This window comes from Oscillochloris sp. ZM17-4, from assembly GCF_019599295.1.
In the GTDB taxonomy this organism is placed as follows: domain Bacteria; phylum Chloroflexota; class Chloroflexia; order Chloroflexales; family Chloroflexaceae; genus Oscillochloris.
Genome location: NZ_JAIEWN010000023.1, coordinates 77,536 through 89,386 on the forward strand (window position 1 = coordinate 77,536; position 11,851 = coordinate 89,386).

Here is an 11,851-nt window from a genome sequence, read left to right on the forward strand (position 1 = left end):
TCGACGGCGGCGACCACATCATCGTCCTGGCGCGGGTGGAGGCGCTGTGGGCGGCCGAGACGGCGGGCGACCCGCTGCTCTACTTCGCAGGCCAGTACCGCAGGATCGCGCCGTAGCGCCCTGGGCCGGGGATCATCAGAGGTCGAGGACGAGGCTGACCGGGCAGTGGTCGGAGCCCTCCACCTCGGGGTGAGTGTCGGCCGCGAGGATGCGGCCGGCGAGGTCGGGCGAGGTGAGGATGTAGTCGAGCCGCCAGCCGACGTTGCGGGCGCGGGCGTCGACGCGCATCGTCCACCAGCTGTACTTGCGCGTGTCGGGGTGGTGGTGGCGGAAGCTATCGACCAGCCCGGCGGCGAAGAACTCGCCGAGGGCCGCCCGCTCGACGGGCATAAAGCCCGAGGTGCCCACGTTCTCGCGCGGGCGGGCCAGGTCGATCTCGGCGAAGGCCGTGTTCACATCGCCCACCACCACCAGGCTGCGCCCCATGTCCAGCTGCGGGCGGATCAGATCCAGGAAGCGCCGGTAGAAGTCGAGCTTATAGGCCACCCGCGCCGGCCCCTGGTTGCCGCTCGGGAAGTAGACATTGTAGAAGATGAAGGCGGGGAAGACGCAGGCAAGCACGCGCCCCTCGACATCGAAGCGCGGGTCGCCGAGGCCAGTTCGCACCTCCAGCGGCTCCTCGCGCGCGAAGGTGGCCACCCCGCTGTAGCCGGCCTTCTGCGCGGCGCACCAGCTGGCGTAGTAGCCCGGCGGGTCGCGCAGGTCGAAGGCCAGCTGCTCGGGCGCGGCCTTCGTCTCCTGCACGGCGACGATGTCGGCCCCGCTCGCCCCCAGCCACTCCAGGAAGCCCTTGCGCGCGGCAGCGCGGATGCCGTTGACGTTCCACGAGATGATCTTGAGCGGGGCCATAGGGTCTCCTTGATATTGTAGGGCCGAAGCATTCGCCCCCTGATGATCACCGCGCCGCCACGCATATGCGTGGCGAATGCTTCGGCCCTACGTTACGCGCGGCCCGCCGCCGCCACCCGCGCCCGCCGCCGACCGCCGATCAGCCCCTCCAGCGTGTAGATCGCCAGGGCCAGCCAGACCAGGCCGAAGCCGATCAGCCGCTGGGGCGTGACCGTCTCGCCGAACACGGTGACGCCGAGGGCGAACTGGATGGTGGGCGCGATGTACTGGAGGATGCCGAGCGAGATCATCGTGATCTGGCGCGCGCCGGAGGCGAAGAGCAGCAGCGGCACAGCGGTGATGATGCCGGAGGAGGCCAGCAGGAGCGTAGTGGGCAGCCCGGCGCGCACGAAGGCCCCGCCGCCCGACGACTCGATCACCGCCAGGTAGATCAGCGCCGGCAGGGCCACGATCAGCGTCTCCAGGGTCAGCCCCTCAAGCGAGCCGACCGGCGCCGTCTTGCGCAGCAGGCCATAGCAGCCGAAGCTGAGCGCCAGGGCGATCGCGATCCACGGCGGCGAGCCGTAGAGCACGGTGAGGTAGAGCACCCCGGCCAGGGCGACGCCGAGGGCGACGATCTGGCCGGGGCGCAGCCGCTCGCGCAGGAAGATCATGCCGAGCACCACGTTCACCAGCGGGTTGATGAAGTAGCCCAGGCTTGTCTCCACCACAAACCCGGCGTTGACCGCCCAGATGTAGATGAACCAGTTGGCGGTGAGCAGCAGCGACGAGAGCGTAAAGAGCAGCAGGGTGCGCCGGGTGCGCAGGTTCGCCCCGAGGGCCGGCAGGCGGCCCGTGACGAGGCTAAACAGCAGGGTGACGCCGAGCGCCCAGACGATGCGGTGGGCCAGGATCTCGATGGCGGGCACGCCGCTGAGGGCGTGCCAAAAGAGCGGGAGCAGGCCCCAGCACACGTAGGCGCCCGCGGCGTACATGGTTCCCTTGCGCAGCATAGCAGTAGTCCCGTGATGTGGCCGAATAGAAGCACGAGCCTGCGTATTCTAGCATAGCGCGTTGGGCGGGCCGCGACCCTCGGATCCCCAGAGCGACCGAGGGTGTGACGGAACGTCGTGCATGCGGGCGGGCGGCTGAAGCCGCGCCGGGAGGGCCACCGACGCTCCCAGGTGTACCCAGCGCTTATTCGCGCTACCAGATTTTTTTGTTAGGTTTGGGCGGCTTCGCCGCCCAAACCTAACAAAAAACCAGGTCTGGAGCAGCACACAGCGGAGGCTCAGCCGTCGAGGGCCAGCCCGGCCAGGGGTCGGCCCAGCCGCTCGGCGAGCACCGCCACGATCAGGCTGTGGTCCTCGCGCTGGGGCAGCCCCGAGACGGTGATAGCGCCGATGCAGCCGACCCCGGCGACCCGCAGCGGGAAGCTGCCCCCGTGGGTCGCGTAGTCGCGCAGGCTGAGGCCCTGCTTGTCCTCCAGGCTCGTCCCCTCGCGGGCCAGGCCGAGGCCGACGGCGTAGGAGCTCTGCCCAAGCAGCTCGACCACATTGCGCTTGCGCCTGGCCCAATCGGCGTTTGCCGGGGTGGTGCCGGGCATCGCGGAGAGGAAGAGGGTCTGCCCGGCCATGCGGATCTCGACCGTGACGGCGACGCCCCGGGACTCGGCGGCGGCCCGCAGGCGGCAGCCAAGATCCCACGCATCGGCGGCGTCGAACCGGTCGAACTGGAGGTCGCGCTCCTGCGCGGCGATGCGCTCAAGGTCGGTGTCGATATTCATGAGGGTGCGTCCTGATGGGTGCAGCGTGCTGCGCCCCTATAATGAGGCAACCGGCGACCAGAATCGCGCTATTCCCTATTGTCTCCTACACAGGGCAGTGTACAATAGGTTTCCGAAGTTACGATCGGGCCGGTGCTGTCCGAGCATACCCCAAGGAGCGCCCCATGTCCGAGTCATCATCGCCACACGCGCAGCTCCACGCCGCCATCCTCGACCTGTTCTACGACACGGTGAGCCGCTACCCGCCGCGCCACGCCCCCGGCCGCGAGCCCGCCGGCGACCCGCCCCACCGCCTGGGCGACTACCTCGTCTACCAGGGCTATCTCTCCGCGCGCGAGCTCGACTCGGCCATCCAGGATGCGCAGGGCGCCAACGGGGCCAAGCCGGTGCCCCTCGGCTTCGCCCTCGTCCGCCGCTACAACGTCCCCGCGCCGGTGCTCGCCATCACCCTGCTGATGCAGACCCTCGACCGCCTTGAGCAGACGCCAAACCTGCCACCGCAGTTCCTCGGCGAGCAGCTGCTCCGCGAGGCCTCCATCAGCCCAGAGCAGCTGGCCGTGGTGCTTGAGGAGCAGGCCTCCAACTACGGGCACGGCGGCTGGAGCCGGATCGGCGACCTGATCGCGAACCACGGCTGGCTCGACGCCGAGGCGCTCACGCAGGCGGTGCAGTCGATGCGGCAGGGCTAGCGCAGATCACTAGTGCGCTTTCAGCGCAGGGGTTAGGAGTTGGGAGTCGGGGGGTGGGCGCTGCAACGCGCGAGCGCCCTGCTTCGTGCCCAACAAGGTCGCTTGAAACTGCACTAGGCGCAGAGTCACCCGGCCGTTTACGGCCGGGGGCTTCAGCCTCCGGCGAGTGATGCCGGCCCGCTGTGCTACAATACCGGCGATCGCGTAGCGCGGCTGTGGCGTCTGCTCGCCGGCAAACGCCCCGGCCCGGCGGCGCGCAGTCCGCAACCACCAATCTGCAATGGCCATCAGGGAGCCCTCATGTCTGCGTACCTTGTCACGATCGGGCTAGAGATCCACGCCCACATTAAGACCGCCTCGAAGATGTTCGACGGCTGCCCGGCCGACTACGCGGGCTCACCGCCGAACAGCTACGTCTCGGCGGTGAGCCTGGGCCTGCCGGGGACGCTGCCGGTGCTGAACGAGCGCGCCGTCGAGCTGGCCGCGTGCGCGGGGATGGCGCTGAACTGCCACGTCAACCCGCGCTCCGTGTTCAGCCGCAAGTCCTACCCCTACCCCGACCTGCCGAAGGGCTTCCAGATCACACAGTACGACGAGCCGCTGTGCAGCGACGGCTGGCTGGATGTGCGCACGGCGGCGGGCGAGACGCGCCGGGTGGGCATCGAGCGGCTGCACATCGAGGAGGACACCGGGCGGCTGCTACACGCGGCCGACGACGCCTCGCTGATCGACTACAACCGCAGCGGCACCCCGCTGATGGAGATCGTCAGCCGGCCCGACATCGCCACGCCCGAGGAGGCCCGGCTCACCTTCGAGAAGATCCGCCAGGTGCTGGTCTGGATCGGGGCGAGCAGCGGCAACCTGGACGAGGGCGCGCTGCGCTGCGACGCGAACGTGAGCGTGCGGCCGGAGGGGCAGCGCGAGTACGGGGCCAAGGTCGAGATCAAGAACATCAACTCGTTCCGCTTCGTGGAGCGGGCGCTGGCCTACGAGATCCAGCGCCAGACGGCGATCCTCACGGGGGGCGGCGCGGTGGTGCAGGAGACGCGGGGCTGGCGCGAGGACCTCGGGCGCACGGAGGGGCAGCGCACCAAGGAGTTCGCCCACGACTACCGCTACTTCCCGGAGCCGGACATCCCGCCGCTGGAGCTGGGCGAGGCCTGGGTCGCCGCGCGGCGGGCCGAGCTGCCCGAGCTGCCGGACGCGCGGCGGGCGCGCTTCGAGGCCACCTACGGCCTGAGCCTGCAGGACTCCGACCTGCTGACGCTGGAGCGGCCGGTGTCTGACTACTTCGAGGAGGCGGTCGTGGCGGCGGCGGCGACGGGCGGCAGCGCCAAAGAGGTGGCCAACTGGGTGCTGAACGAGGGCTTCCGCCTGCTGAAGGATCGCGGCGAGCCGACGGCAGCCCTGGGAGCGCGCATGCCGGTGGCCCACATGGCCGGGCTGATCGGGCTGGTGGCGCGGGGCGAGATCAACCGGGGCGTGGCCAAGCAGGTCTTCGAGGAGAGCTTCGACAGCGGGGCCGACCCGGCGCGGCTGGTGGCGGAGCGCGGCCTGACCCAGATCAGCGACAGCGACGCCCTGCTGGTGGCGGTGCGCGCGGCCCTGGCCGACGAGAAGGCGGCCAAGGCGATCGCCGAGTACCGGGGCGGCAAGGCCAGCGCCATCCAGTTCATCGTGGGCATGGTGATGCGGGCGACGAAGGGCCAGGCGAACGCCCAGGTGGTGCGCAGCCTGCTTGAGGAAGAGCTGGCGAAGTGACACGCACAGACGACACCCCGCCCGGCCCGCTGGAGCTGATGGAGTCGGCGCGGGCGAAGTACACATTGGCGCTGGGGCGGATGCGCCACGGCCCGCCCGAGCTGGCCCTGCTGAGCCTGCACGGCAGCATCGAGGACGCCCTGCGCGGCCACGCCATGCGCCAGCGGATCCCGGCGGCGGCCGAGCCATTCCCGCAGCTGGTCGAGGCCCTGACGGCGGACATGCGCGCGCCCCTGGCCGAGGCCGAGGCCGAGGGCATCCGGCGCATGCACCGGCTGCGGGCGCGGGTGGCCCACGGCGAGCAGATCGCCGTCGCGGCGGGGACGATCGACGCCTACCGCCGGCTGGCGGCCCGGCTGCTGCCGCGCTACGGCGTGCTAGTGGTCGGCCCCGAGGAGGATGCGGGGCCGGACGAGCTGAGCGAGGCCGACGTCGCGCCCATCCCACCCCGGCGCCAACGCGTGGACGTCGCGCCCATCCCGCCCCGGCACGAGCCGAGCGGTGGCCGCACCACGGCGCGCATCCCGCGGGCGCCGCACGAGCGAAGCGCCTACCCGGACGACGAGCTCGCCCGCTATGCTACGCGCCCGCGCAGGGGCGGGGCGGAGCCAGCGCAGGGGCGCGACCGCAGGCGCACCGACGCGCTAGCCGCCCGCTGGCAGCGCGCGCAGTCCTGGGTGCTGCCGCTGCTGATCATCGCCAGCATCTTCCTGATCGGCGCGGCGATCTTGATCAGCATGCAGCAGATCCGCGCCGCCCGGGCGCTCCCGACGCCGGTGCCGAGCGCCCTCGCCCCAGCGATCGCCACGCCGCCGCCGCAGGCCAGCGCCGACGCCGTAGAGAGCGTGAACGGCGTGGCGCCGGCGGCCACGGCGCCGACGGCCACGGCCGCTGCCACGCCCACCCCCGCTGCGGTGCCAGGGGCGCTCGCAGTCGGGCGGGGAGCTCGGGTGATCGCCAGCATCCAGGGGCTCAACCTGCGCGAGCGCCCCGGCATCGACCCTACAATCCCCATCCTCCTGGGACTCCAACCGGGCACCGACGCCCTTGTGGTGGGCGGCCCAGTGGAGGCAGACGGGATGACGTGGTGGAAGGTGCAGAGCGCGAACATTGAGGGATGGTGCGCCGGGGAGTACCTGGAGCCCAGGTAGCGCCAACCACCTCCCGGCGTGTATAATAGGCCGCATAGCGCCGGAGTGGCGGAACGGCAGACGCTGCGGTCTTAAAAACCGCTGGGGGCAACCCCGTACGGGTTCGAGTCCCGTCTTCGGCACCAGCATCACAAAGCCCTAAAACGCCTCCGGGTCGGTCGCCAAGATCGGCCCGGAGGCGTTTCATGTAGCCAAACATGTAGCCAAAGGAGCAACGTCCGTGGGCGTCTGCGGCTGTGTGTAGCCATGTACCGCGCGGCGGGGGATGAGGCACGCGGAAATCTTTGACAGAACCAAGCGCGCTCACGCCGAAGTTTGCCCTACGATTTATGCAGCACATCCGAGCGCTTCTCCACGATACTCCAACCATCGACTCACAGCGAACCCACCAGGAGGTTGGAGATGAACGAGAACCGCAACCCCCGCGACTTCCGGGCCGCGATCATCCTCTGCGCCTTTACCCTGTTCGCCTTCGTGATCCTCATCCAACTGCTGGCGCCCGGCGCCGTCCCGCTGCTGCCGACGCTGCCCGCGCTGCTCGAGCTCCTGCGCATCTCGCTCAAGGCACCCGTAGGAAGCTAGCAACGCTACGGAGAGGCGGGGCGTCACGCCGCTGGCGCCTCGCCCATCTCTTCGATCCGGCGCAACTCCCCGCGGGCCTCAGCGAGCTCGCGGCGCATGCCGAGGCGCTCGAAGAGGTCGATGGCCTTGATTAGGTTCTCGTAAGCAGCAAAGCGATGCCCACGCTTTAGCTCTAATTGCGCAGCAGTATGGTGCATCACCGCAATATACACTCTGTCCTGAAAACGAGCAATACTTTCACTGCAAGCTTTAATGGTGTCTGCAGCACGATTAAGATCGCCAAGTTCCAGATCTATCGCTGCAAGCTTGAGCAAACAAAAAGTGACTGAACGTTGTGAACCCAGCCGCTGAGCTTCCAACAAGACTGACTGAAGTATTTGTTTAGCCGCTTCTAGTGTATCCTCTCCATAATCGCTGGAGCGACGTGTGACAGGCCAGCGAAGGTCTGGTAGACTCCTCAGTATGCAGCTTCCCGACGTCAACCTTGATACCATCTCCGACCCTGCAACACGCGAGGTCATTCAGCAGCTGCTCAACATCATCGAGGCGCTGGTTACGGAAAACGCCGCCCTGCGTCTGGACGTTCAGCAACTCCGCGATGAGAACGCCCGGCTGAAGGGTGGCTCAGGGAAACCGGACATCAAGCCGTCGGTGAAGCCGTCGCCTGCCGACCACTCCTCAGAAGCCGAGCGCCAGACCCGTACCCCCCGCGGCAAGCCTAAGAAAAACGAAACCCTCGTCGTGACCCGCGCGCAACGCTGCGTGGTTGACCCCGCGCGCTTGCCTGAGGGCGCGCGTTTCAACGGTACGCGTGAGACCATCGCGCAAAACCTCATCATCCAGGTCGAGGTCATCCGCTTCCTGCGTGAGGAGTGGTTTGTTCCCTCAACCAATACGACCATCCTGGCACCACTGCCACCTGGCTACCACGGCGGCTTTTCTCCCACCATCCAGACCCTTATCCCGGCCCTGGGCCACGACACCACCAATGTGAGCCAGCCGGCCTTGCTGAACTTCTTGCGCACGGTGGGTGTTTCGATTGGCACGGGAACCGTCGCACGACGGCTCGGGGACTCAACCGGTCGCTGGGCCGAAGAAGCCGAGGCGATCCATCAGGCCGGGCTTGCCAGTGGGTCGTAGGTGGCCACCGACCAGACGTCGACCCGGGTGGACGGCCAGAATGAGGTCTGCCATGTGGTCGGCAATACGCTGTTCACCAGCTACCACACCCGGCCCGGGGGCACACGCCAGGATGTGCTGGCCGTGTTGTGGGGGCAGGAACTGCGCTTCCGCCTGAACGACGAGGCCGTGGGCTGGCTCGAAGCACCGAGTCTGCCGGCGTCGCTGCGCAACCGTCTCCTGCTGGCCTTGCCGTGGGAGCGCGACCTGACGGCGGCGGAACTCCAGGAGCACCTGGCGGCGGGCGGGGTCATGTTCGGTCGTCAGCAGCAGCAGCAGGTCAGCGACGCGTTGGCGGTGGCGGCCTACCACGCGCAGACGGGCGTGCCGATCGTGGAATGGTTGCTGAGCGACGATGCGACGGTGTATGACCACCTGAGCGAGGGGCATGGGCTGTGCTGGGTGCACGACTGGCGGCATTACGCCAAGCTGCGGCCCGTTGTCGCCTGCCATCTGCAGGCACTCCAGGACTATCGCAGCGACTATTGGGCGCTGTACCGGGCGCTGCTGACGTATCGAGAAGCGCCCAGTGACGCGGAGCGGGCACGCTTGAGGAGGGCATTTGATACACTCTCTGAGCGCACGACCGGCTACGACGCGCTGGATGCGCGTATCCGCAAGGCCGCTGACAAGCGTGCGCAGTTGTTGGCCGTGCTGGAGCTTCCGGACTTACCGCTGCACAACAACGACATGGAACTTGCCGCTCGACGGCGGGTGCGCAAACGCGATGTGAGCTTCGGGCCACAGTCGCGGGCGGGTGCGCGTGCCTGGGATACGTTCCAGACCATCGCGGCCACGGCGGCGAAGCTTGGCGTGGGGCTGTTCCACTACCTGCGCGACCGATTGGTCAGCCCCGAAACCACGCCCTCGCTTGCCGAGCGCATTGCCGAGCGCTCCCGCTTGGCCGCTCAGCCCGCTGGCTGAGTCCAGCGATTATGGAGAGGATACGTAGGGGCAGCAGCAGTAGGGAAGGCAGTGTGTCCCAATGTGTCGCGAAAGATGGTATTGGCACCACCGCTCGCAGGCTGCGGCAGTTGATCCTTTTCCATAGGAGGCGCCTGTCGATAGATGAGGGTGAAACAGCGGAATCACCTAACTTCTCAAGTACCTATGTATAACAATAAGCGAGCCTCTTGCCTGTGTCAAGTACGTGTCTACTTGACATGGTGGGGTCATGTTCCTACACTAGCGGCATAGGTGCGTTTTTCGCACCCGATAGGTTTTCTCCTCCAGTCAGGAGCGAGTGTGATCAGGTTCAAAATCGCCGAAGTGGCGCAGCAGCGCGGTATCGAGAAGATCCAACATCTCGCCGATCGGACAGCGCTCAACTACAACACGGTTCACTGGCTGTGGACGAGCAGAGCTACGCGGATTGATCTCAGAACCCTCGATACGCTTTGCCGCGTTTTGAATGCACAGCCTGGCGACCTCATGGAGTGGGTAGACGACAGCGCAGCGCAGGGCTAACAGCGCTCAATCGTCAGCACGTCGTCTGCCTCAGCCGCTGCGCATGAATCGGCAGGATAGGCTCGCTCTCGCACCTGCATCCGCCAGGCACCTTCAGCATTCGTGTCGTACCGGCGCACTCCTTTTCGCCGCACATAGCCTCTATGGATCGGACAATTCGCTCCAGCCCGACAGATCAGCGCCATCGCTGATATCCCAGGGCGCGCGCTCTTGCCGGCCGCTCTGGGCCTGTGTTCCTTTATATGGGTCGTAGCGGGCGTATCAGCGATACCAGAGCCTGAAACGGTGACTGCTGATAGCACCTCATCACCAGGGGATCGGGAGTGATTTTCAGCCCGCCTGATAACACCCAAAACGTCTTCTGAGGCTGAGGAAACCGCTGACGTCGATACCTCGGGTGCTGGTGGCTCCGGCTCCTGTGGCTCAAGGATCTCGACCCAGCTGTCCCTTCGGCTCGACGAGGTGACCCGCATGATCGCTCTCCGCTCACGCAGCTGACGCTCATAGCGATCCAGGGTCGGCAGGCTTATCCCAAGCTCTCCAGCGACCTCCTGCCGACTCCTAAAGACCAGGGCCCCTGCATCTCTATGCTCACGGTAGTAGGCGAGAAGCTCGTCGGCATTCCGGCACTTCTTCTTGGGCTGCCTGGCGCTGCGGGCGCGCTTCTCACCCTTCCGCGGCCTGGTTGCCTTCCTCAGAACCGTAGCGTTGATGGCGATCGCGGGAAGCTCAGCCCGGTACTTGGCAATCAGCCGGCAGACATCAGTGAGGAACCAGGCAGCGCCCTTCTCCTCGCGATGCCCCCAGTCCAGGATATGCTCGGCGATGACGACGATCTCCTCGTCAGGGTAGCCGTGCATCACCAGGCCCTTAATTACCACCGCCCTGGTCAGACTGCGATCCATGCGCTGGGTATCATCGCGGGCGGGAAACATCACATCGCCGCTTAGACAAGGTTTCAGAAGGGCCGAATCAGAGTAACAGTTCGTAGTGTGGGCTTCAGCCCCCTGTGGCCCATCTGGCGCGCTGAAGCGCCCACTACGAGCCTCGCAAACTGTAAATCGCCTACGAACCTTGTCTTAGCAAAGATTGGGTTCAGACACCCCGCACCAGGGCGAACGTGATCCGCCCGCTGCTGCGGCAGAGGCTCTGATACGCCTCGCGCCAGTCCTCATCCGCGCTGTGCTCCGGGCGACCTTTGCGCAGCCAGATGTAGTAGGCCGTCTCACGGATCAGCGACTCGCCCGGGATATTCGAATAAAACTGCGCGCAGGCACCCGTCGCCGCATCATAGGGCAGGGCAGCGAACGCATCGCGCCCCGGCGATGGCTGGGTGTGGCGATAGCAGTCGGCGCGGAGTGGACAGGCATCCCCGTGACAGTAGAGCATCGTGCGAGCCTCACGAGAGCGACGGCGATCAGATGTATTGTACACCAGGGCAGGCCGCTAGGGCGATTTCAAGCAGCCTCTTTGGGATGCACCAGCGTAGGTGTGGCATCTGAATACGCTGCACCTAATCTGCAATCTGCAATCTGCAATCTGCAATGGCATTAGGGCGACCTCTGCCCCGGCGCCAGCGAGCGGGCGATCGCCACGGCGCGCACCTCGCGGGTGCCGGCGGCGCGCAGGGCGTCGGCGCAGGCGGCCAGGGTCGCCCCGGTGGTCAGCACATCGTCCACCAGCAGGACGCGGGCCGGCGGCGGGGCGTGGACGGCCCAGACGAAGGCGGCCTCGATGTTCGCCCTGCGGGCGCGGCGGCCCAGGCTGGCCTGGTGGCCGGTGTCGCGGCAGCGCAGCAGGCCGGGCACCAGGGGCAGCCCGCTGCGGCGGGCGATCCGGGCGGCCAGCTCCTCGCTCTGGTTGAAGCCGCGCTCGGCCAGTCGCCCGGCGTGCAGCGGCACCGCCATCAGGGCATCGGCGGGCTGCGGGTTGGCCAGCAGATGGTCGGCCAGCAGGTCGCCCAGGGGCGCGGCCGCCCGGCGCATGCGGCCGTACTTCATGCGGTGGATGGCCTTGCGGACGACGCTATCGTAGAGGCAGGCCACGGCCACGCCGTCGAGGCCATCGGGCGGCGCCTCGGGCGGGTAGGGCCGCAGCCCCGAGCGGCAGCGCGCGCAGAGCAGCGCGCCCGCGCGCCCGCAGGCCAGGCAGCGGTCGGGGAAGAGCAGGTCGAGCAGGCGGTCGAGCAGGTCACGGATGATCATGGCGGCGACTCCTGGGATAGCCGATAGCCGATAGCCGCAGGCTATGCGCACAGATATACCGCAGGGGAGGCGCGCGGGGATGCGGGAACAACCTCCCGCCCCTTCATCCTTCACCCTTCACCCTTCATCCTTCATCCTTCATCC

Annotated in this window: 14 protein-coding genes and 1 tRNA gene; 8 read left to right on the forward strand and 7 right to left on the reverse strand. The window is 67.4% G+C overall.

Features of this window, described 5'->3' with window-relative positions:
* Positions 1–135: 135 nt before the first annotated feature.
* The 3 genes from K2Z83_RS16905 to K2Z83_RS16915 all read right to left on the reverse strand — a co-directional run bounded on the left by K2Z83_RS16905 (position 136) and on the right by K2Z83_RS16915 (position 2,674).
* Complete coding sequence (locus tag K2Z83_RS16905) at positions 136–909, reverse strand: exodeoxyribonuclease III (protein WP_220596363.1); 774 nt, start codon at positions 907–909, stop codon at positions 136–138.
* Positions 910–1,001: 92 nt separating this feature from the next.
* The gene (gene rarD, locus K2Z83_RS16910) at positions 1,002–1,901 is read right to left on the reverse strand and encodes an EamA family transporter RarD (RefSeq protein WP_255604117.1); all 900 of its coding nucleotides are present in this window, start codon (positions 1,899–1,901) and stop codon (positions 1,002–1,004) included.
* 278 nt (positions 1,902–2,179) lie between these two features.
* Entirely contained in the window at positions 2,180–2,674 is a 495-nt protein-coding gene (locus K2Z83_RS16915; protein ID WP_220596364.1) for a heme-degrading domain-containing protein, read from the reverse strand.
* Between the two features lie 164 nt (positions 2,675–2,838).
* On the opposite strand from K2Z83_RS16915, the gene K2Z83_RS16920 reads away from it, so the two are divergent.
* The 5 genes from K2Z83_RS16920 to K2Z83_RS16940 all read left to right on the forward strand — a co-directional run bounded on the left by K2Z83_RS16920 (position 2,839) and on the right by K2Z83_RS16940 (position 6,857).
* Entirely contained in the window at positions 2,839–3,363 is a 525-nt protein-coding gene (locus tag K2Z83_RS16920; protein ID WP_220596365.1) for a hypothetical protein, read from the forward strand.
* Between the two features lie 300 nt (positions 3,364–3,663).
* Positions 3,664–5,124 carry an Asp-tRNA(Asn)/Glu-tRNA(Gln) amidotransferase subunit GatB gene (gene gatB / locus K2Z83_RS16925; protein ID WP_220596366.1) on the forward strand — a complete coding sequence of 487 codons (1,461 nt, stop codon included), beginning with the start codon at positions 3,664–3,666 and terminating at the stop codon, positions 5,122–5,124.
* Positions 5,121–6,275: an SH3 domain-containing protein gene (locus K2Z83_RS16930; protein ID WP_370650193.1), complete on the forward strand. Its 1,155-nt coding sequence runs from the start codon at positions 5,121–5,123 to the stop codon at positions 6,273–6,275. The genes gatB and K2Z83_RS16930 overlap by 4 nt, the downstream gene beginning before the upstream one ends.
* Before the next feature lie 39 nt (positions 6,276–6,314).
* Positions 6,315–6,400: transfer RNA gene (locus K2Z83_RS16935), tRNA-Leu, on the forward strand.
* Between the two features lie 277 nt (positions 6,401–6,677).
* Complete coding sequence (locus K2Z83_RS16940) at positions 6,678–6,857, forward strand: hypothetical protein (protein WP_220596367.1); 180 nt, start codon at positions 6,678–6,680, stop codon at positions 6,855–6,857.
* Between the two features lie 23 nt (positions 6,858–6,880).
* Here the strand turns inward: K2Z83_RS16940 and K2Z83_RS16945 are convergent, their stop codons facing one another.
* Entirely contained in the window at positions 6,881–7,216 is a 336-nt protein-coding gene (locus K2Z83_RS16945; RefSeq protein ID WP_220596368.1) for a hypothetical protein, read from the reverse strand.
* 103 nt (positions 7,217–7,319) lie between these two features.
* Here K2Z83_RS16945 and K2Z83_RS29120 point away from each other — a divergent pair, with 103 nt between their 5' ends.
* The 3 genes from K2Z83_RS29120 (at position 7,320) to K2Z83_RS16955 (ending at position 9,503) form a co-directional block, all read left to right on the forward strand.
* Positions 7,320–7,997, forward strand: a complete 678-nt coding sequence (locus K2Z83_RS29120; RefSeq protein ID WP_255604120.1) for a hypothetical protein — start codon at positions 7,320–7,322, stop codon at positions 7,995–7,997.
* Entirely contained in the window at positions 7,998–8,960 is a 963-nt protein-coding gene (locus tag K2Z83_RS29125) for a transposase (RefSeq protein ID WP_370650194.1), read from the forward strand.
* 321 nt (positions 8,961–9,281) lie between these two features.
* Positions 9,282–9,503: a helix-turn-helix transcriptional regulator gene (locus tag K2Z83_RS16955; RefSeq protein ID WP_220596369.1), complete on the forward strand. Its 222-nt coding sequence runs from the start codon at positions 9,282–9,284 to the stop codon at positions 9,501–9,503.
* Here K2Z83_RS16955 and K2Z83_RS16960 read toward each other — a convergent pair.
* The 3 genes from K2Z83_RS16960 to K2Z83_RS16970 form a co-directional block, all read right to left on the reverse strand.
* Complete coding sequence (locus tag K2Z83_RS16960) at positions 9,500–10,438, reverse strand: hypothetical protein (RefSeq protein ID WP_220596370.1); 939 nt, start codon at positions 10,436–10,438, stop codon at positions 9,500–9,502. The genes K2Z83_RS16955 and K2Z83_RS16960 overlap by 4 nt on opposite strands.
* Positions 10,439–10,598: 160 nt before the next feature.
* The gene (locus tag K2Z83_RS16965; protein ID WP_220596371.1) at positions 10,599–10,892 is read right to left on the reverse strand and encodes a DUF2934 domain-containing protein; all 294 of its coding nucleotides are present in this window, start codon (positions 10,890–10,892) and stop codon (positions 10,599–10,601) included.
* A 161-nt stretch (positions 10,893–11,053) separates the two neighbouring features.
* A complete protein-coding gene (locus K2Z83_RS16970) occupies positions 11,054–11,707 on the reverse strand; it encodes a ComF family protein (protein ID WP_220596372.1) in 654 nt (217 codons plus the stop codon).
* Positions 11,708–11,851: the final 144 nt, after the last annotated feature.

Excerpts from the sequence above, each read along its gene's own strand:
- K2Z83_RS16905 (WP_220596363.1), bottom strand. The coding sequence starts at position 909 with ATGGCCCCGCTCAAGATCATCTCGTGGAACGTCAACGGCATCCGCGCT.
- rarD (WP_255604117.1), bottom strand. The coding sequence starts at position 1,901 with ATGCTGCGCAAGGGAACCATGTACGCCGCGGGCGCCTACGTGTGCTGG.
- K2Z83_RS16915 (WP_220596364.1), bottom strand. The coding sequence starts at position 2,674 with ATGAATATCGACACCGACCTTGAGCGCATCGCCGCGCAGGAGCGCGAC.
- K2Z83_RS16920 (WP_220596365.1), top strand. The coding sequence starts at position 2,839 with ATGTCCGAGTCATCATCGCCACACGCGCAGCTCCACGCCGCCATCCTC.
- gatB (WP_220596366.1), top strand. The coding sequence starts at position 3,664 with ATGTCTGCGTACCTTGTCACGATCGGGCTAGAGATCCACGCCCACATT.
- K2Z83_RS16940 (WP_220596367.1), top strand. The coding sequence starts at position 6,678 with ATGAACGAGAACCGCAACCCCCGCGACTTCCGGGCCGCGATCATCCTC.
- K2Z83_RS29120 (WP_255604120.1), top strand. The coding sequence starts at position 7,320 with ATGCAGCTTCCCGACGTCAACCTTGATACCATCTCCGACCCTGCAACA.
- K2Z83_RS16960 (WP_220596370.1), bottom strand. The coding sequence starts at position 10,438 with ATGTTTCCCGCCCGCGATGATACCCAGCGCATGGATCGCAGTCTGACC.
- K2Z83_RS16965 (WP_220596371.1), bottom strand. The coding sequence starts at position 10,892 with ATGCTCTACTGTCACGGGGATGCCTGTCCACTCCGCGCCGACTGCTAT.
- K2Z83_RS16970 (WP_220596372.1), bottom strand. The coding sequence starts at position 11,707 with ATGATCATCCGTGACCTGCTCGACCGCCTGCTCGACCTGCTCTTCCCC.